The sequence below is a fragment of the Candidatus Minimicrobia sp. QA0096 genome (genome assembly GCF_963967315.1).
In the GTDB taxonomy this organism is placed as follows: Bacteria; Patescibacteriota; Saccharimonadia; order Saccharimonadales; family Saccharimonadaceae; genus Nanosynbacter.
This window is the reverse complement of sequence record NZ_OZ017288.1, coordinates 172,494-190,568: the sequence shown is the minus strand read 5'-3', so window position 1 is coordinate 190,568 and position 18,075 is coordinate 172,494. Positions and strand designations below refer to the sequence as shown.

Annotated in this window: 25 protein-coding genes; 20 read left to right on the top strand and 5 right to left on the bottom strand. The window is 45.7% G+C overall.

What is annotated here, in order from left to right:
• Window positions 1–28 precede the first annotated feature (28 nt).
• The 4 genes from AACH20_RS01045 to AACH20_RS01030 all read right to left on the bottom strand — a co-directional run bounded on the left by AACH20_RS01045 (window position 29) and on the right by AACH20_RS01030 (window position 4,620).
• Window positions 29–1,420 carry a threonine/serine ThrE exporter family protein gene (locus AACH20_RS01045; RefSeq protein WP_338503333.1) on the bottom strand — a complete coding sequence of 464 codons (1,392 nt, stop codon included), beginning with the start codon at window positions 1,418–1,420 and terminating at the stop codon, window positions 29–31.
• Between the two features lie 103 nt (window positions 1,421–1,523).
• The gene (locus AACH20_RS01040) at window positions 1,524–1,892 is read right to left on the bottom strand and encodes a hypothetical protein (protein WP_338503331.1); all 369 of its coding nucleotides are present in this window, start codon (window positions 1,890–1,892) and stop codon (window positions 1,524–1,526) included.
• A 263-nt stretch (window positions 1,893–2,155) separates the two neighbouring features.
• A complete protein-coding gene (locus AACH20_RS01035; protein WP_338503329.1) occupies window positions 2,156–2,551 on the bottom strand; it encodes a hypothetical protein in 396 nt (131 codons plus the stop codon).
• 101 nt (window positions 2,552–2,652) lie between these two features.
• Window positions 2,653–4,620, bottom strand: coding sequence for an alpha-amylase family glycosyl hydrolase (locus AACH20_RS01030; RefSeq protein WP_338503327.1), 1,968 nt, complete (start codon window positions 4,618–4,620; stop codon window positions 2,653–2,655).
• Between the two features lie 72 nt (window positions 4,621–4,692).
• Between AACH20_RS01030 and AACH20_RS01025 the strand changes: the two genes are divergently transcribed.
• From AACH20_RS01025 to tuf, 3 genes are all read left to right on the top strand, one after another.
• Entirely contained in the window at window positions 4,693–6,390 is a 1,698-nt protein-coding gene (locus AACH20_RS01025) for a hypothetical protein (protein WP_338503325.1), read from the top strand.
• A 16-nt stretch (window positions 6,391–6,406) separates the two neighbouring features.
• Entirely contained in the window at window positions 6,407–7,618 is a 1,212-nt protein-coding gene (gene tgt / locus AACH20_RS01020; RefSeq protein WP_338503323.1) for a tRNA guanosine(34) transglycosylase Tgt, read from the top strand.
• 114 nt (window positions 7,619–7,732) lie between these two features.
• Entirely contained in the window at window positions 7,733–8,917 is a 1,185-nt protein-coding gene (gene tuf / locus AACH20_RS01015; RefSeq protein WP_129637477.1) for an elongation factor Tu, read from the top strand.
• Between the two features lie 74 nt (window positions 8,918–8,991).
• On the opposite strand, the gene AACH20_RS01010 is transcribed toward tuf, so the two are convergent.
• Window positions 8,992–9,765, bottom strand: coding sequence for a hypothetical protein (locus AACH20_RS01010; protein WP_338503320.1), 774 nt, complete (start codon window positions 9,763–9,765; stop codon window positions 8,992–8,994).
• A 145-nt stretch (window positions 9,766–9,910) separates the two neighbouring features.
• Between AACH20_RS01010 and AACH20_RS01005 the strand changes: the two genes are divergently transcribed.
• From AACH20_RS01005 to rpsN, 17 genes are all read left to right on the top strand, one after another.
• Window positions 9,911–10,852: an L-lactate dehydrogenase gene (locus AACH20_RS01005; protein ID WP_338503318.1), complete on the top strand. Its 942-nt coding sequence runs from the start codon at window positions 9,911–9,913 to the stop codon at window positions 10,850–10,852.
• A gap of 94 nt (window positions 10,853–10,946) precedes the next feature.
• The gene (gene rpsJ, locus AACH20_RS01000) at window positions 10,947–11,264 is read left to right on the top strand and encodes a 30S ribosomal protein S10 (protein ID WP_129630989.1); all 318 of its coding nucleotides are present in this window, start codon (window positions 10,947–10,949) and stop codon (window positions 11,262–11,264) included.
• Between the two features lie 69 nt (window positions 11,265–11,333).
• The gene (locus AACH20_RS00995) at window positions 11,334–11,666 is read left to right on the top strand and encodes a hypothetical protein (RefSeq protein ID WP_338503316.1); all 333 of its coding nucleotides are present in this window, start codon (window positions 11,334–11,336) and stop codon (window positions 11,664–11,666) included.
• Window positions 11,667–11,856: 190 nt separating this feature from the next.
• The gene (gene rplC / locus AACH20_RS00990; protein ID WP_129630980.1) at window positions 11,857–12,471 is read left to right on the top strand and encodes a 50S ribosomal protein L3; all 615 of its coding nucleotides are present in this window, start codon (window positions 11,857–11,859) and stop codon (window positions 12,469–12,471) included.
• Window positions 12,471–13,070: a 50S ribosomal protein L4 gene (rplD, locus tag AACH20_RS00985; protein ID WP_129635108.1), complete on the top strand. Its 600-nt coding sequence runs from the start codon at window positions 12,471–12,473 to the stop codon at window positions 13,068–13,070. Before rplC ends, rplD begins: the two co-directional genes overlap by 1 nt.
• Window position 13,071: 1 nt before the next feature.
• Window positions 13,072–13,392 carry a 50S ribosomal protein L23 gene (locus tag AACH20_RS00980; RefSeq protein WP_129630974.1) on the top strand — a complete coding sequence of 107 codons (321 nt, stop codon included), beginning with the start codon at window positions 13,072–13,074 and terminating at the stop codon, window positions 13,390–13,392.
• Window positions 13,392–14,231, top strand: coding sequence for a 50S ribosomal protein L2 (rplB, locus tag AACH20_RS00975; protein ID WP_129630971.1), 840 nt, complete (start codon window positions 13,392–13,394; stop codon window positions 14,229–14,231). The genes AACH20_RS00980 and rplB overlap by 1 nt, the downstream gene beginning before the upstream one ends.
• Before the next feature lie 6 nt (window positions 14,232–14,237).
• Complete coding sequence (rpsS, locus tag AACH20_RS00970; protein ID WP_129630968.1) at window positions 14,238–14,504, top strand: 30S ribosomal protein S19; 267 nt, start codon at window positions 14,238–14,240, stop codon at window positions 14,502–14,504.
• Window positions 14,505–14,506: 2 nt separating this feature from the next.
• Window positions 14,507–14,965 (top strand): 50S ribosomal protein L22, encoded by a 459-nt coding sequence (gene rplV / locus AACH20_RS00965; protein ID WP_146423288.1) that lies wholly within the window; start codon window positions 14,507–14,509, stop codon window positions 14,963–14,965.
• Window positions 14,966–15,601, top strand: a complete 636-nt coding sequence (gene rpsC / locus AACH20_RS00960; RefSeq protein WP_129630962.1) for a 30S ribosomal protein S3 — start codon at window positions 14,966–14,968, stop codon at window positions 15,599–15,601.
• Window positions 15,602–16,015, top strand: coding sequence for a 50S ribosomal protein L16 (rplP, locus tag AACH20_RS00955; RefSeq protein WP_243778147.1), 414 nt, complete (start codon window positions 15,602–15,604; stop codon window positions 16,013–16,015).
• On the top strand, window positions 16,015–16,224 hold the full coding sequence (gene rpmC, locus AACH20_RS00950; RefSeq protein WP_129635100.1) for a 50S ribosomal protein L29: 210 nt from the start codon (window positions 16,015–16,017) through the stop codon (window positions 16,222–16,224). The genes rplP and rpmC overlap by 1 nt, the downstream gene beginning before the upstream one ends.
• Entirely contained in the window at window positions 16,224–16,535 is a 312-nt protein-coding gene (gene rpsQ / locus AACH20_RS00945) for a 30S ribosomal protein S17 (protein ID WP_129630953.1), read from the top strand. Before rpmC ends, rpsQ begins: the two co-directional genes overlap by 1 nt.
• Window positions 16,532–16,900 carry a 50S ribosomal protein L14 gene (gene rplN / locus AACH20_RS00940; protein WP_129630950.1) on the top strand — a complete coding sequence of 123 codons (369 nt, stop codon included), beginning with the start codon at window positions 16,532–16,534 and terminating at the stop codon, window positions 16,898–16,900. Before rpsQ ends, rplN begins: the two co-directional genes overlap by 4 nt.
• The gene (gene rplX / locus AACH20_RS00935) at window positions 16,900–17,220 is read left to right on the top strand and encodes a 50S ribosomal protein L24 (RefSeq protein ID WP_039327403.1); all 321 of its coding nucleotides are present in this window, start codon (window positions 16,900–16,902) and stop codon (window positions 17,218–17,220) included. Before rplN ends, rplX begins: the two co-directional genes overlap by 1 nt.
• Window positions 17,220–17,804 carry a 50S ribosomal protein L5 gene (gene rplE, locus AACH20_RS00930; RefSeq protein ID WP_146423291.1) on the top strand — a complete coding sequence of 195 codons (585 nt, stop codon included), beginning with the start codon at window positions 17,220–17,222 and terminating at the stop codon, window positions 17,802–17,804. Before rplX ends, rplE begins: the two co-directional genes overlap by 1 nt.
• The gene (rpsN, locus tag AACH20_RS00925; protein WP_178142843.1) at window positions 17,804–18,073 is read left to right on the top strand and encodes a 30S ribosomal protein S14; all 270 of its coding nucleotides are present in this window, start codon (window positions 17,804–17,806) and stop codon (window positions 18,071–18,073) included. Before rplE ends, rpsN begins: the two co-directional genes overlap by 1 nt.
• The last annotated feature ends 2 nt before the right edge of the window (window positions 18,074–18,075 follow it).

Here is an 18,075-nt window from a genome sequence, read left to right as displayed (position 1 = left end):
TTTGTTTGGCTAAATTTCGGGTTATTTTTTATGATATCTGTGTGTTGCGACGGAATAAATTAATGAATTGTCGGCGAATTGGGCGACCGACGATGTTGCCGAATGACGCGCCAATTGCTACCGCTACGCCGATGAGAATTGCTCGCGCTAAGATAGCCAAGGCTGGTAGGAAGTTTACGCTGTTCGGTGGATATAAAACTACGCCCATCAATCCATTGTAAAGCGACAATCCTGGAACTAATGGCACGATTCCCGCCGCAATAATCGCCAGGGAAGGGAATTTCCATAACCTGGAAGTCATGACTGCGACTAGTCCAATTACCGCCGCCGCGATACCACTTGCGGTCACGATATCAAAACCAAAACTCATGGCTAATCTTGAAATCCACCAGCCGAATATAGCAATTAATGCTGAAATAATCATGCCAAAGAATCGAGAATGATTCCTCAGGACAAACGCCGCCGCGATAATTCCAGCCCCCAAATACTGAGTGTGCTTGTCTGCTAATGTCAATCGATCCGGTGTCGCAGGGAATGTTACGCCAAATTTTGTCGCAATGTATAATCCGACCATCACGCCAGCAATTACGCCGCCCGTCGCCATTACGACTTTTAACAATCTGGCGTTGGCAGTCATGTAATATTCGTCGATTGCGTCCTGAAATGCGCCGACAAACATTAGTCCCGCGACTAATAAGACAATTCCGCTGATAACCAACAATGTTGCGTTGACGCTTAGTCCCAGATAATTGCTACACCAAGCTGCGCCCGCCGCCACCAATGTTACGAAAATCGCCACGAGGGCTTGCGAATAAAACAACGGCGCGCCAATACGTCCCAGCCATCTTAATAATCCAGTCGCTGAGAATCCGAGCAGAAACGCGATTGATGCCATGAGCAAACTTCCGCCGTACAAAATAACAGAACCCGCGCTCACCAATCCGCCCGCCGCGTAAACGACTAGCCGGGAATGTTCGGTGGGTTTTTTGAGTATTTGTTGCAATCGCTCTTCGGCTTCTTCCAGGGAAAGTTGCTTGCGGCGAATGTCGAGGGCTAATAATTGCAATGCTTGAATCAATTGATAATTAGGATCGTCAGGAACGATAACTCGCGCCATTGTCAAAGGCTCATGGCTGACTCCGCGGTCTTGAGAAATTGTCACCAAAGTGTAACTTACGTCCACGTGAACGGGTCTGCGGCAATATGTCCGCGTAATTCCTTGCGCCATACGAACCACATCGCGCGCCACCACGCCCATACTCAGGAGTTGCTCGGCAATCGCCATAGCCAGGCGCAAAGCTCGCATATTCGGCGTCAAACTTTCGTCAATTTTCTCCAGGTGATGCTCCGGCTCAAAGCTGTAAAGATTAGCAACTCGGGCTAATGATTGCTCAATGAATTTTGGTACTTTTTTCTTCACAATATCTAGTGTAACAAATTTTATGCCAATAGAAATAGCCCGCCAAGAGAGCTCAGCCGAGACTAAAAGTCTCAAGGCGAACTATTTCTCTTGACGGGCGTGGTTAGTCCTCGTCGTCGTTACAGTAATCATCGCGCTCGGGCGGCACTGGCGCGATGACCGCAGTCACCACTGGCAACGTACACATAAACAGCGTGAACGCCAGCGCGCCGGCCCACCCCTCTCCATCAATGACGACGTTAAACGCCGTCGTTAGGTCACCCCAGTCAGTGATTAGGGTGTCGATATTTGAGGCTAATAGCGCGACATATACTACCGTACCAAGTATTGCAGTCACCTTCAGCGCTACTGTTGGGATTTTACCAGTAGAACTAAAGTAGACCCAGCCGAGGGGGATAGTAAGAGCTTGCGCCGCCACCAGGAGAGCTGTGGAGCAGATAATTGCCCCGATAGTCGTGCCTAGTGTGAGCACGAAGACTGCGCACGCACTGATGGTAAAGACCATAGTCCTCAGGCTGATGCCGAGACTCGTGTTGTTGCTGTTCATGGCTTTCCTTCCACAAGAACTACCTTTGTTGACGGGGTTGTCAACAAAGACTGTATTCATTTTACAACATCTACATCAAAAAGTCAATAGGATATACGAAATGATTCCACAAACCAAAAGAAATAGCCCGCCAAGAAAGCTCCAGCCGAGACTAAAAGTCTCAAGGCGAACTATTTCTTGACGGGCGGTTAGTCCTCGTCATTGTTGTCGCACTTGGGCGACTGTGGGATGATGACCGCGAGAAGAATGGAGACAATGTTTGCATATGAGACATACTGTCTCACTTCCCCTATCTTCTGTGCGTTGTCAATGGCCGCACTAAGCGGTACGTCTACGACTCCAATGTATTGGAGCATGCTAGCTGCCGCCATCACTGATATAGTGGCCCACACGACCGACCAGAACCACAGTAGACCGTCGTGCGGATCCTCTACAAACCACCTAAATGTTAGGTGCAGAGATAGGGGCAGTGCTGTGGCTGTACAGATGACAGCCACGACGACAGTCAGATATGAGCCTCCCATGAGGAGGCTTGTCATCCCGATCAGCGCCAGGACTGCCGCAGTCAGCTTGAGTTTCATCATTGACCCTTTCACTAAGGACTACTTTCGTTGACGGGATTGTCAACGAAAGTCTGTATTCATTTATACAACACTTGCGTAAAAAAGTCAATACTAGGAGGAGATTAGTCAACTTTCTGTAGAATAATGCCCGTTCTGGCTGGCAAGTAAACTTTAAGGTCGTGGCTATTATCAGCCGGGGAAGTGAAAAATCGGGAATTATGGTCTATTCGCTCCTGCCCGCCGAAGTTCTTGTCATCGCTACTTAATGCCAATTTATAAGAGCCAGCTTCTGCGGGTACTGCGTAATCTGAGTGGGATTTGTCGGGCGAAAAATTGATAACAAATAAAAAGTCGCCATGCATAAAACTGACCATATGATCAGATTGGCGAACTGTCAAATGGTGAACATTAGGATTATCAATTTGCCTAATAATCTTCATCAGCGCCGCGTCAAAATCTCCCAACCATTGATATTTTAAGAAGCCATTGTCGCGCAAATTCCATTGCCGTCGAGCGTGCTTAAACGACCAATTATTACCTTCACGCGGAAAATCAATCCATTCCGGATGCCCGAATTCATTGCCCATAAAATTCAAATAACCGCCGCCATGCAGCCCAGCTGTCATTAGACGAATTAGTTTATGCAGCGCCACGCCACGCTCAACTGTTAAATCTGGATCAATTTTATCCATATGCCAATACATATTTTTATCAATCAATCGGAAAATCAGCGTTTTATCACCGACGAGCGCTTGGTCATGGCTTTCGGCGTAATTAATGACTTTTTCCTCTGGCCGATACGAACTCAAAGTGTAAGCCAATTGCCCCAAATCCCAATCTTCATCATTTTTCTCTTTCAGAGTTTTTATCCATAAATCTGGCGCGCCCATTTGCAAGCGATAATCAAATCCCAGCCCGCCGTCTTTTGTTGATGCGCCAAGTCCAGGAAAGCCACTCATTTCTTCTGCAATGGTCGTGGCGTCGGGGCGAACGGCGTGAATGGTTTCATTTGCCAATCTTAAATAAGCGAGCGCGTCTTTGTCGACATTATCGCGGAAATAATCGTCATAACTAGTGAAACTTTTTCCGAGTCCGTGATCGTGGTAAATCATACTAGTTATGCCATCAAACCTAAATCCGTCAATGTGATATTCGTCCAGCCACCAGCGACAATTGCTTGCCAAAAAATGCAAAACTTCTGGCTTACCGTAATCGAATAATCGCGAATCCCATTCTGGATGATTTGTTGGCTTGAAATATTGTGTCGGATCGCCGGCAAAATTGCTCAGACCTTCGACTTCGTTTTTGGCGGCGTGAGCGTGAACAAGGTCAATGATGATGCGCAGTCCCATTCCGTGCGCCGTGTCGACCAATTTCTTAAAATCGTCGGGCGTGCCAAATCTTGACGAAACCGCGAAAAAGTTGCTGACATGATAACCGAAACTGCCGTAATATGGATGCTCGGCGATTGCCATTAGCTGAATGGTGTTATAGCCAGATTCTTTAATTCGCGGTAAAACCTCCGTGGTAAATTCACTGAAACTGGCAACTTTTTCTTCCTGACTACTCATGCCGGCGTGCGCTTCGTAAATTAGTGGAACTTTTGGCTTGGGTGGGGTTTTATATTGCCAATCATAAGGAGTTTTTGGCGACCACACGACCGCGGAAAAATCGACAGAATTTTCGTCCTGAACGACGTAATTCGCATACGAGGGCAGTCGCCAGCCGTTGCCGTTAGTCCAATAGACGCGCAATTTATATTTCTGTCCGTGGCGAAGTGAATTTTCAGGAAGGTTTATGCTCCATTCGCTATTCTCGCCGCGATCTAAGGCGAATTCTTCGCGTTCTTTCCAATCTGAAAAATCGCCAACTAAGAATATCCGAGTGGCATTCGGCGCCCATTCTCTAAAAGCCCATCCTGCATCTGTTTTATGAAGTCCGAAATGTAAAAAACCTATCGCGAATTCGGCTGGCGTCTTGCCGTTTAAAACCGTTTTCAGCTTCGAAGAAATATACTTCTCACGCGCCTGAATTGTGGATTTGTGCGGGGCTAGCCACTGGTCCAAATCAACGAGGGTTTTATTGCTCATGTTTCTAGTATACAGCATACGGAAGGGGCTATGCTTGTAAATATCGATTAAAGTTGTATAATATATAGCAATATGGAGCGTTCAAATCCTAATACGGAGTCTAATTCTCCCGAACTGTTCTCTGATGAGGACTGGAGGCGAATTGCTGGTGCGAATTTATTGCTCGGCGGAGAAAACGACGAGATTGCAATTGCTGAGATAGAACAAGCTGCGCACGCTGGCGATATTGAGGGCGAGAAGGTTAGAGTTGTTGGATATAGTCAATCCGAAGAGGATGATTCGTATCGTCTGCAGTCAGTTGAAGGTGTGGCGGATTTGATATCTCCTATGGAAATTGACTCTGAGATTTCAGCGCCGTTTGCGACTTACACCAAAGAGATGGCTGCTTTGTGTGTGCGAACTTCGCAGAAGGACTATTATTTTCCGCTTGATAAGCAGGCGATTGTATCAATAGAGTTGCTGCCGGATGATAGCGGCGTTCCTCGGTGTGTGCGTAAATTGCGCCACTATGCTGACAAAATTGAAGAAGTTGCTGGTGTTGGCGACATTCAAGATGCGGAGTCAAGGCAGCTTTTGATAGATGAGATAAATGACGTTTTGAATGAGATTCCGTATGATGGCGGAATTCAAGTGAAATGCCAGGCGTATAAGATTAAAATTGACGGCAGGGAAAATAATGTAGAAGACGCTAATCCCGCGGTTTTATCTGGATGGCTACCGAGTTTTACGTGGCGCGACGATCGCCCTGTGCTGGAAATGTTTGATATTAAAAATCGATTTGCGACTTTTTGTGTAGATATGAAAGATGTGCTTGATATGGCGCCAATTGATAAAGAGGAGATCGGGGTCTCTATTGATTTATTTGAAACGGTTTTTAATGACGATTTTCAGGAGACCGCTTGGCAGCTAGCGACGGATCTTTCTTATGTTGACAAGTCGGAGTTTGATGAAGTGTCAAGAGAGTATACCCAAATACTAAATGATCAGTTGTCTGAGTTTTCTGCGACAAAACTTTATGGCATTAGCACTGTTGGATTTACCGGTTTTGCGTTGGCTCCTTACGCTACGAAAAATAATGAATTACAGTATGAATTTATGGACGTTTCTGGGGCGTGTATTGATGGGATGTGTTTCGTTAGCTATCATGATAAATTTTACGCGACGCTTGAAGTGACGATAGATGGTGAGTCTGAAGACTTTCCGAAGAAGGTTTATGTGATACCCGACAGAGATAAGATTATTCGTTTGGAGGGATTTGATGGTGAAGCTGAAGAGCTTAAAATGGCGGTAAATGAACTTCATAAAATTGCAAATTTTGCAAGTGAGGTAGTTGATGGTGAGTGTTTCTATAAATTGCCCCTTGATGAGCAGCTTGATGTATTGAGCCAGTATGAATGCGCCGCTCGTAATGTAATCCAGGATATTAGCAGAGTGCGGGAGTTTAAGGGCGAATGTGTAGTTTCGGCATACCGATGTTTGCCTGGTGACTTGCTGAATGCGGTTTCGTGGAATGATGTTCTACTAGAAGAAGTGAATAGTCATGAATATGTTGAAAAATTTGCGCTGTGTGCGGATAATTTGGTGGTCTGGAATCCAGAAATTAACGATAGGCCAGATGTTGACGGCCGAATATTAAGCGTGTCGGAATTGCCACTTAGTCGCGGCGAGCCTGTGCTAATAGTTAATAACGCGGAAGAGAATAAATATTACTTGGTGCGATGTAGCGATGTGATTAGCTTGTCACGAAACGATCCGTCGACCATTTCGTGATATAATCAAACAGATTATGCAGGAAAAACCTTTTTCTTTTGAAATAACTTCACGATTTAACGACACGTTGGCGCGAACGGGAATTATTCACACGCCACACGGTGATATTAAAACGCCGGCGTTTATTGTGGTTGGAACTAAGGCTAATGTTAAGGCGATGATTCCGGAGATGGTGAAGGATGTTGGCGCGCAGGCGGTGCTGGCGAATGCTTATCATTTATATCTGCAGCCGGGGTATGAGTTGATTGAAAAGGCTGGATATCTTGGTAAATTTATGCACTGGGATGGTCCGACTTTTACGGATAGCGGCGGCTTTCAGGTGCTAAGCCTGGGCTCAGGTTTTAAGAAGGTTTTGGCGATGAGCACTGATGTCGATGAAGAAATTGCGATTGCTAAAAAATCGTCGCGTCATGCTTGGGTGGACGAAAACGGTGTGATGTTTAAGTCGCATCTGGACGGCTCTTATCATAAATTCACGCCAGAATTGTCCATGCAAATTCAGGCTGGAATTGGCGCTGATATTACTTTTGCGTTTGATGAATTGACCTCTTTGATTGATCCGTACGAATATCAAGTTGAGGCGCTAGCCAGGACGCATGCTTGGGCAGAAAGAAGTTTGGCGGAAGTTAAGCGCTTAAGGGCGGCTCGTCCAGATAAGCCATATCAAGCTTTATTTGGAGTTTTGCAAGGCGCGAATTACGAGGATTTGCGAAAGCAGACTGCCGAGTTTTTGGGCGCAATGGATTTTGATGGCTATGGAATTGGTGGCGCACTGGAAAAGGAAACTATGGCGCAAACGATTCAGTGGGTCAATCAAATTCTGCCTGAAAATAAACCACGTCATTTACTGGGAATTTCCGAGCCTGATGATATTTTTGCGGCAATTGAGCAGGGAATTGACACCTTTGACTGTGTGAGCCCAACGCGAGTAGCTAGGAACGGCGCCGCGTATACGCCGTTTGGTCGGGTCAATGTGCGTGGTCGAAAATACCGTGAGATGTTTGCGCCAATTATGGACGATTGCGATTGCTATACTTGCAAAAATTACACGGCGGCTTATCTCTGTCATCTTTTGCACGCCCGCGAGTCGTTGGCTGGAACGTTGTTGTCAATTCACAACGAGCGATTTATCGTTAAGTTGGTTGATGATATTCGAGCCAGCTTGGAGGATGGAACTTTTTACGAGTTTCGCGATTCGTTCTTGGCGAAGTATTATAGTAAGAAATAAGCTATTTACAACTGATTGGAAAATCGTTATAATTAAACTCATACGCCGTGAGGTCTTTTTTATGGACTGTACCCGCGTGAAAAATAATAATTAAATTAAGGAGAACTTCTACAAATGGCAGATGCATTTGACCGAAGCAAACCGCACGTTAACGTTGGTACAATGGGCCACGTTGACCACGGTAAGACTACGCTGACTGCTGCGATTACTGCAGTGTTGGCAAAGCGCCTACCAAGCGCAGTTAACAAACCTGTTGCGTACGACCAGATCGACAACGCACCAGAAGAGAAGCAACGTGGTATTACTATCGCGTCTTCACACCAAGAGTATGAATCAAAGAATCGTCACTATGCACACGTTGACATGCCAGGACACGCTGACTACGTCAAGAACATGATCACCGGTGCTGCTCAGGTTGACGGTGCGGTATTGGTTATCGCTGCAACTGACGGCCCAATGCCTCAGACTCGTGAGCACGTTTTGCTTGCAAAGCAGGTTGGTGTGCCAAAGATCGTTGTCTTCTTGAACAAGATGGACATGGCTGACGAAGAAATGGTTGAGCTGATCGAAGAAGAAGTCCGCGAACTTCTTGAAAAGAACGGCTTCGACAAAGACGCTCCAATCATCAAGGGTTCTGCTCTTAAGGCTCTTGAAGGTGAAGAGAAATACGAAGACGCTATTATGGAATTGGTTGACGCAATGGACAGCTACATTCCAGAGCCAGCACGTGACATGGACAAACCATTCATTATGCCAATTGAGGACGTCTTCTCAATTAAGGGTCGTGGTACAGTAGCAACTGGTCGTATCGAGCAGGGTGTTGTTAAATTGAACGACGAAGTTGAAATCGTTGGTTTGAAGCCAACTCAGAAGTCAGTTGTAACTGGTATTGAGGCCTTCAAGAAATCTCTTGACCAAGGTCAAGCAGGTGACAACGCAGGTGTCTTGCTACGCGGTATTGAGCGCAGCGACATTGAGCGTGGTCAAGTTTTGGCAAAGCCAGGCACAATTACTCCACATACTGAGTTTGAAGCTGAAGTTTACATCTTGAAGAAGGAAGAGGGCGGTCGCCACACTCCATTCTCAAAGGGCTACAAGCCACAGTTCTACTTCCGCACAACTGACGTTACTGGTGAAGTTGAATTGCCAGCTGACAAAGAAATGGTTATGCCAGGCGACACTGTAACCTTCAAGGTTAAGTTGCTTGCACCAATCGCTATGGAGCAAGGTTTGAACTTTGCTATCCGCGAAGGTGGCCGTACAGTTGGTGCTGGTGTTGTTACAAAGATTAACAAATAATCTTGATAACACAAGCCTAATTAAATCCCCCGAACTTTCGGGGGATTTTTTGATACCACTGCGATAATGTATGTCTAATGAGTGAACCTTGTGTCAAAACATTCTTTAGAAGTACCAAGCGTATAGTGAGGATAATATGGGCTATTGTTATTGTCTTCCTCGTTGACAGATGTAGTCTTTGTGATTTCCAAAGCAACCTTCTCTCCGTCTATTGTTGTCATAAATTGAGGAAGGCAGAGGTATTGCTCATTTTCGCTGCGTGAAGAAGATACAGGCTTAGTGAATTGCCCTACGCTGCTTTTCTTCTCTCGGCATTCAGTCATATTCTTTCCGATTTCGGTTGGAATATAATACTCATACTCCATTGCTAATGTTCTTGTCTTGTTCATTAGGTCTGAGATCTCAGGTTTTCTTCGTCCATGAGTTTGTTCGGTGAAGTCGATATCTTCGAATGTGAAGAAAACCACATCGTTTCCATCGCAAATATACATTGAACAGTTTGCCTTTTCAGGGAATCCGTCGTAGGTTCTTGCTGTACAGTTAGCTATAAATCCTTCGCGGGTTCCGTTCTCCGAATAGTACATTGAGTTCTTTTCTATATCTATTTTTCCCGCAGAATCGTCTTTTTTATTTTGTGACGGATTCCCGGTATTGCTATTTTCTGGCTGAGATGTAGTAGTTTCAGAGTCGCCATATGGGGCTGAACTTGAGCTTCCAGCATCAACTCCTTTTTCGCCTGCGCATCCAGCCAATACACACGATGGTAATAAAGCTAGCATTGCAAGTGCTCGATATACTTTTGCAGTATCGACGCGTGGCGCTTTTTCTGCAAACATTCTTTTTTCCATATATCCTCCCGTTGATAATATGTAAAAGTTAATAAATTGCCAATATTATACATATTTTTTGCTGTAAAGTAAAGTTAATTGACAAAGCGGTAATGTTTATGGCAGAATAAAAACATCTAATATAAAACAGAAAAAGGAGATTTTGGTGAATAAACAGAAATTGCTAATTGTTGGCGGCGGTGGAATGGTCGGTGCGACGGCGGCTTATGCGTGTGCATTGCGTAGTGTCATCGAAGAGATTGTGTTGATTGACCGCAGTGAGGATTTGGCTTGGGGTCAAGCAGCCGACATTAATGACGCGATGGGAATTGACAGGAATGTCGTGGTTCATACGGGAAATTATTCTGATATCAATGACGATGATATCGTTGTGATTACTGCAGGTGCGCCGCAACTTCCTGGTCAGACTCGGTTGGAGTTGATTGACGTTAATGCGAAAATTATGCGTGATATTGTGAAAAACATTATGGCGAATGGCGCGAAGCCGTATTTGGTGATTGTCAGTAATCCGGTTGATGTTCTGACTTACGTGGCGCTTAAGGAATCTGGTTTGCCGAAAAATCGCGTGTTTGGGACGGGCACGACGCTTGATACTTCGCGTTTGAAGTCGTATTTGGCGGACGCATTCAATGTCGACAGTAAAGCGGTTGATGCTTATATTCTGGGCGAGCATGGCGATTCATCATTTTCGACAATTGAAACGGCGCAAATTGGTGAAGTGCCGATTAAGGAATATCCTGGCTTTACAGAGGAAATGATTGACGGAATTGAGCAGAGGGTTCGCGACCGAGCGTATCGGGTGATTGAAACAAAGAAATCAACGTATTTTGCAATTGGGTTTGTTGTGTCTAAGATTGTTTCGGCGCTCCGAAAATCGACGCACACTGTTTATCCTGTTTGCTCTTTGGCTGAAGGTGAATATGGCTTGAATAATGTTGTACTTGGATTGCCATCGACAATCAGTAGCGACGGCGTGAAGATTTTAGCAGGCTATCCACTTACCGAGCGAGAAAAAGAATCGTTGAATAAATCCGCTGGAATTATTGCGGAAATGATTTCTCATCTTGATAAAGCGGAAAATTGCTGATATAATCGCATAGTTAATAATAATTTATCTCGAGAACTCGATTGACTATAAATAGGACAATTAGAGGTTACGAGATCGCACACAAGGAGGAGCTATGGCTCAAGATACAGGAATTAAAATCCGTATTCGTCTGAAGGCTTATGACCACAAAGTCATCGACCAATCAGCAAAACAAATTATCGACACCGCAATTCGCACGGGTGCTAACGTGGCTGGTCCAGTACCTTTGCCAACTCGCCGCAGCACTTACACCGTCGTAAAGAGTCCGCACGTTTACAAAACTGGTGGTGAATCTTACGAGCGCCGCGTCCACAAGCGTCTGATTGACATTACAAACGCTACACCAAAGACGATTGATAGCTTGCAGAACTTGAATTTGCCAGCTGGCGTTGACGCTGAAATTCGTATGTAATTTAACGATATATAAAATTTCCGCCTCTTGAATGGGGCGGATTTTTTGTGCTATAATTCCATTCAGCTTATGACAAAACAAAAAACTCGTACTTATGCTCGCAATCGCTCGAAGTCTAGCGAGCTGTTTAGTCGCAAAGGTCGCGAACGTATTTATGATAATGACGGCTCATTTTTCTTGAAATTGGTGGTTTTTGTGATATTAAGTGCACTGTGGCTTCGTCTAAAAAATCCAGTTGAGATGGGCGGCTTGGTCGTTCAGGCTATTCCCGTCGGTCTATTTATTGCGTTGCTGCTGGTATTAAAGATTGAGAAATACCAATTCAACCGGAAAATTTGGTATGTCACGATAATTTTCATGGCAATTTTGACTTCGTTTACGCCGGTTGGCGTGATGATTTAGAGCCTGTCTTTTATTGACAATAATATACATAACGTGCTATAGTGAGGAAGTAATTTCTATTACGCGTAATATCAACTGTTCTCCTTGATGAATGAGCAGGTCTGGTTATGAGCGAATGTTTACATTTAACGTTCTCCCAGAATCCAGAAACCGCACGTCATCAGGAGTATTTAAGTGGGAGTGAGGAAAAGTGAAAACACTTCTCGGTACCAAACTTGGTATGACCCAGCTCTTGGCTGAAGACGGCAAAGCCATTCCGGTAACGCTGATCCAAGCCGGCCCTGTCACCGTGACTCAGGTGAAGACTGTCGAAACCGACGGTTACAATGCGGTGCAGGTAGCTTTTGGAGAGGGTAAGAACCTGAGCAAGGCCGTGGCTGGACACGTTAAGCCAGCCCAAGTGACCCCGAAACATATTCGGGAATTCCGTGTCGACCAGATTCCAGAGGATCTGAAAGTTGGCAGTGAAATTAATGTTTCCGCGTTTGAAGTCGGCGATTTTGTCGATGCAACCGGAACCAGCAAAGGTAAAGGTTTCGCTGGAACCATTAAACGCCACAACTTTAAGCGTCATCGTAAGACGCACGGTGGTAAGGGTAATACTCGTAAGCCAGGTTCAATTGGCTCGATGTATCCACAAAAAGTCTTCAAGGGTAAGACGATGGCTGGCCATATGGGTCACGAACGTGTTACTGTCAAGAACTTGGAAGTGGCATATGTTGATCCAGAGACCAATCTAATCGGGGTTAAGGGCGCTGTTCCTGGACCACGAAAGGGGCTGATTATTTTAGGAGGTAACAAGTAATGGCAGATTCAACCAAACTTCCTAAAGACATTTTTGCTGTGGAAGTGCCAAATCACGAATTGTTGAAATTGGCATATGACAGCTACTTGGCAAACGCACGCCTAGCTAGCGCTACAACCAAGCAGCGCGGCGAAGTTTCTGGTGGTGGTAAAAAACCATGGAAGCAAAAGGGAACTGGTCGAGCACGTTTCGGCTCAAGCCGTAACCCAATCTGGCGCGGCGGTGGTGTAGTATTTGGCCCACGCGGCAACGAAAACTACACTAAAAAATTGTCAAAGACTGCTAAGAAAGTGGCAGTTCGCCAAGCTTTGACCGTAGCTAACGAAGCTAAGAAAATTGTCGTTAAAGATGTTAAGACTACTGGCAAAACCAAGGAAGTCGCAACATTCCTAGCAGACAACAAGTTCGAGCGCCGTGTTCTGATCGTTGTAGATGAGAAGACGCCAGAACTTATGCGTGCTACAAACAATATTCAGAACGTTTTGGTGGTTCGCGCTAATTATCTAAGCGTTTATCACATTCTGAATGCGGATACAATCGTTATAACACCGAAAGCTCTACCTGTAATTACTGCATGGTTGGGTAAGGAGGAAGCGTAATATGAAACAGACGATTATTATCCCACGCGTTAGTGAAAAGGCTTACGCACAGAGCGCCAACGGTGTATACGTGCTACGCGTTCCACTTAACTTGAATAAGAACGAAATCAAATCAGCTGTAGAAGCGCAATTTGGCGTTACTGTAGTTAAGGTTAAAACCTTAGTACAAGACGGCAAGGCTGTACGCTTCTCACGAGGCAAGAATCGTTATCCTGGCACAACAACGCGCAAGGATTGGAAGAAGGCTTACGTGACGCTGAAAGAAGGCGATAAGCTCGATGTGTTTGACGCAGTAGAGCAGCAGATGGAGGAGACCAAGTAATGCCAGTGAAAGCTTACAATCCAACCACTCCTGCTCGTCGCGGCATGACGAGTCAGGATTTGTCAGACATTACAACAAGAAAACCTCTTAAAAGTCTGATTAAAGCTAAGAAGCAAAATGCCGGTCGCAACAACCAAGGTCGAATTACTGTTCGTCATCGCGGAGGCGGCGTTCGTCGTCACTACCGCTTGGTGAACCACAATTTGCCAGCAGGCTTGACCTTGACGATTGAAGAAATCGAATACGATCCAAACCGCTCAGCTCGTATTGCTCGAGTTAAGGATCAGTACAATTTGTACCACTATATCCTAGCTGACACCTCAATGGTTAAGGGTAAAACTATCCGAACTGGCGAAGAAGCTCCAATTGAGGCTTCAAACCGCTTGCCATTGTCAGTTATTCCTGTTGGTACGATGATTTACGCTATTGAGTTGACTGCTGGTAAGGGCGCACAAATGGTACGCGCTGCTGGTGCTAAAGCTCAGTTGATGGCGAAAGAAGGCAACTACGCAACTATCAAATTGCCATCTGGCGAAGTTCGCAAAGTTCGTTTGGAAGCTACCGCTGCTATCGGTGTAGTCGGTAACGTCCAGCACCAAAATGTTAAGATCGGTTCAGCTGGTCGTAAACGTCGCAAGGGTATTCGCCCAACCGTTCGTGGTGTTGTTATGAACGCCGCAGACCACCCACATGGTGGTGGTGACGGTGGTCGCCACGGTACTGGTAAAGCACCACGTACTCCTTGGGGTCAATTGACATTAGGTTATCGAACTCGTCGCCGTAAAGGCTCGAATAAATTAATCGTACGCACGCGTCACGACGCGAAGAGGAAGAGGTAAATCACGATGAGTCGTTCATTAAAGAAAGGTCCATTCGTCGATGTAAAGCTAGCAAAGAAAATTGCTGCTCTTAGCCTTGACGATCGAACCGTTATCAAAACGTGGGCGCGCGCTTCGACTATTACACCAGAGATGGTTGGTCGAACGATTGCTGTTCACAACGGTAGAGTGCACGTACCCGTGCTGATTACCGAAAACATGGTTGGTCATAAGCTCGGTGAGTTTAGTCCAACTCGTAAATTCCGTAAACACGGTGGAAAGGATAAGAAGTAATCATGGCTGATACAACTTATACTGTCCGTGCTTACGCTAAAGGTGTTGATCAGGCACCACGTAAGGTAAGTCTAGTCGCAGCCTTGGTGCGAGGTCGTACTGTAGCTGATGCTCTAGTTATCTTAGAGCACGTTCCAAAGCGCGCTGCTAGCCCAGTTAAAAAGGCTATCGAAAGCGCTAAGGCAAACGCCATTAACAACCACGGCTTGGACGCTAAAAGCTTGGTAATTACTACTTTGAGCGTTACTACTGGTACACGTTTGCGTCGCTTTAAGCCTGCATCACGTGGCCGCGCTTTGCCATTCCAGAAAAAGACTTCAAATATTTTGGTTGAAGTAACTGGCACGGAAAAGCCAAAGAAAGCGCCTGCAAAAAAGGCCGAAGCTAAGGCAGAAGCAAAAACCGCTAAGCCTGCAGCTAAAAAAGCCGCTAAACCGGCAGCAAAAAAGGAGGAGAAGTAAATGGGTCAAAAAGTGAATCCAATCAATTTCCGCCTACAGGTCAATAAGAACTGGAGCTCTCGTTGGTTTACGGCCAATAAAAAAGAGTTTGCAGAGGCGATTCGTCAGGACCACGAAATCCGCGAGTTGATTGAAAAGAAATTTGCCTCACGCCCAACTATCAATCGCATTGAGATTGAGCGTAGCGCTAACTTGATCACGATTACAATTCACACGGCAAAAGCTGGTGTTGTTATCGGTCGCGGTGGTGCTGGCGTGAACGAATTGAAGAAGCAAGTTGAGAAGATTGCTGGTCAGCCAGTTCGTATCAATATTGAAGAAGTTCGTCGTCCAGAATTGGCAGCCAAATTGGTAGCTGAGAATATCGCTCGCCAATTGGAGCGCCGAATCAACTTCCGCCGTGCAACTAAAATGACCGCACAAAACACCATGAATGCTGGCGCTAAAGGTATTCGTATTGAGGTGGCTGGTCGTTTGAACGGTGCTGAAATGGCACGTCGCGAAAAGGTAATTGAAGGCTCAGTGCCTCTACATACCTTGCGCGCTGATATTGACTTCCACTGTGCTCGCGCTCAGACACCAGCTGGTATCATTGGCGTGAAAGTGTGGATTTATAAGGGAGAAAGGAGTCGCTAAATGCTGTTACCAAAGAAAACTAAGCACCGCAAAGTGCGTATTGGAAAAAACCGCGGTCAAGCAACTCGTGGCAATTACATCGCGTTCGGCGACTTTGCATTGCAATCACAATCAAATGAGCGCATCAACTCCCGCCAAATCGAGTCTGCTCGTCAGGCGATGACTCGTTACATCAAGCGTGGCGGTAAGATTTGGATTCGAATCTTCCCTCACACTCCAGTTACCCGAAAGCCACTTGGCTTGAAAATGGGTCAGGGTAAGGGTAATCCAGAGTTCTTCGTTGCTAAGGTAAAGGCTGGTACTGTTCTATTTGAGATGCAGGGCGTTTCAGAGGAAGTTGCTCGCGAAGCAATGCGTCTGGCTAGCCACAAATTGCCAGTCAAATGTAAGTTCATCAAGCGGGAGGACGCATAATGGCTGAAACGAAGAAATCTGTTAAAGCAGCAGTTGTTAAGACGATTGACGATTTGAAGAAGGAATTGGCTGAAAAGCGAAACGACCTACTTCAGGCAAAACGTTCTCACGCTGCTGGCGAATTAGTTAATCCAAAAGCGTTGCGTTCACTCCGAAAGGAAATTGCACGCCTGCTGACACAAATTAATAATACAAAGGAGAGCAAGTAATGGCCCGACGAACATTGATTGGCGTCGTAACGAGTGCCAAGCGCGACAAGACCATCACCGTGACGGTCACTAGCCGCGAAACGCATCCGCTATACGGCAAGCAGTACACCGTGACTCGCAAATACACTGCTCATGATGAAACCAACGAGGCAGGTGAAGGCGACAAGGTGCAAATCGAAGAGACTCGCCCAATTTCCAAGACTAAGAGCTTTACTCTAGTTAAGGTGATTGAAAAGTCTCGCGGTTCTATCAAACTAAAGGACGAAGTTTCTGGCGAAACTAAGGAAGAGGCTAAGGAGGACGACAAATGATCCAACAAGAATCTCGCCTTAAGGTAGCCGACAACTCAGGTGCTAGGGAAGTTTTGTGTATCCGCGTTCTTGGCGGTACACGACGCCGTTACGCTCGCGTTGGCGACGTAATCGTCTGCTCAGTAAAAGACGCTAGTCCAACCGGTAACGTTAAGAAAAAATCTGTTGTTAAAGCTGTAGTTGTTCGTACTCGCGATCAAATTCATCGCAAAGATGGCTCAACAATCTGTTTTGACGACAACGCTGTAGTGATTATCAACGATGACAAGCAGCCAAAAGCTACTCGTGTCTTCGGTCCAGTTCCACGCGAACTTCGCGATATGGGCTACATGAAGATCGTCAGCTTAGCTCCGGAGGTACTCTAATGGCTCGAATTCATAAAGACGATACCGTAAAAATTATTGCTGGTAAAAATAAAGGCACAACTGGTAAAGTTCTAAAAGTTAACACAAAAGACCAAACTGTTTTGGTTGAAGGTGTCGGCGTTGGACATCGCCACGTTAAGCCAAGCCAGTACAATCCAAAAGGCGGCAAGAAAGATATTCACGTACCAATGGATATCAGTAAAGTCGCTCTGGTTGTTGATGAGAAATCAGGCAAAACCAGTCGGGTTGGTTTAGTAAAGAATGCTGACGGCGGCAAAACTCGTGTTGCTCGCCAAGCAAAAAATAAGGAGATTAAATAATGGCAGAAAAGAAAACTGTCGTGCCAGCTCCTCGCTTGAAAGCCTTGTATCAAGGAACTTACCTTAAGGAACTACAAGCCGAATTGAATCTAAAGAACGTGCATGAAGTGCCAGCTTTGGAAAAGATTGTCGTGAGCGTTGGTACCGGCAAAAAGAAAGATGACAAGCGTCATTTCGAAATTGTCAAAAACACTGTCGAGAAAATTACAGGTCAAGCACCAGTAGCTCGACAAGCCAAAAAATCAATCGCGACATTTAGCATTCGTAAAGGTATGGGCGCGCCAATTGGTGTTAGTGTAACTTTGCGCGGCGCTCGTATGTACGAGTTTATGGATCGTTTGATTAACGTTGCTTTGCCTCGTGTTCGCGACTTCCACGGCGTTGGCTTGAAGTTTGATAAAGGTGGCAATTATAATCTCGGCATCACCGAGCAATCGATTTTCCCAGAATTGACATTCGAGGAAACTCAGGTTTTGCACGGTTTGCAGATTACATTTGTTATCAAGAACGGCAACAAGGAAGCTTCTAAGGCGTTGCTAGAAAAATTCGGCATGCCGTTTGAGAAGAAAGGAGGCGTCAAGTAATGGCTAAGAAATCAATGGTCGCTCGTGATAAGAAGCGCATAAAGATGATTGCCAAGTTTGCAGCGAAGCGTGCTGAGTTGAAAGAACTTGGCGACCTCGATGGTTTGCAAAAATTGCCTCGCAATTCTAGTCCAACCAGGCACAAGAACCGTGATAGCATTTCTGGTCGCCCACGCGGCTACATGCGTCAATTCGGCTTGAGCCGTATCAATTTCCGCGAAAAAGCAGCCAAGGGTGAAATCCCAGGCATAACAAAGAGTAGTTGGTAAGA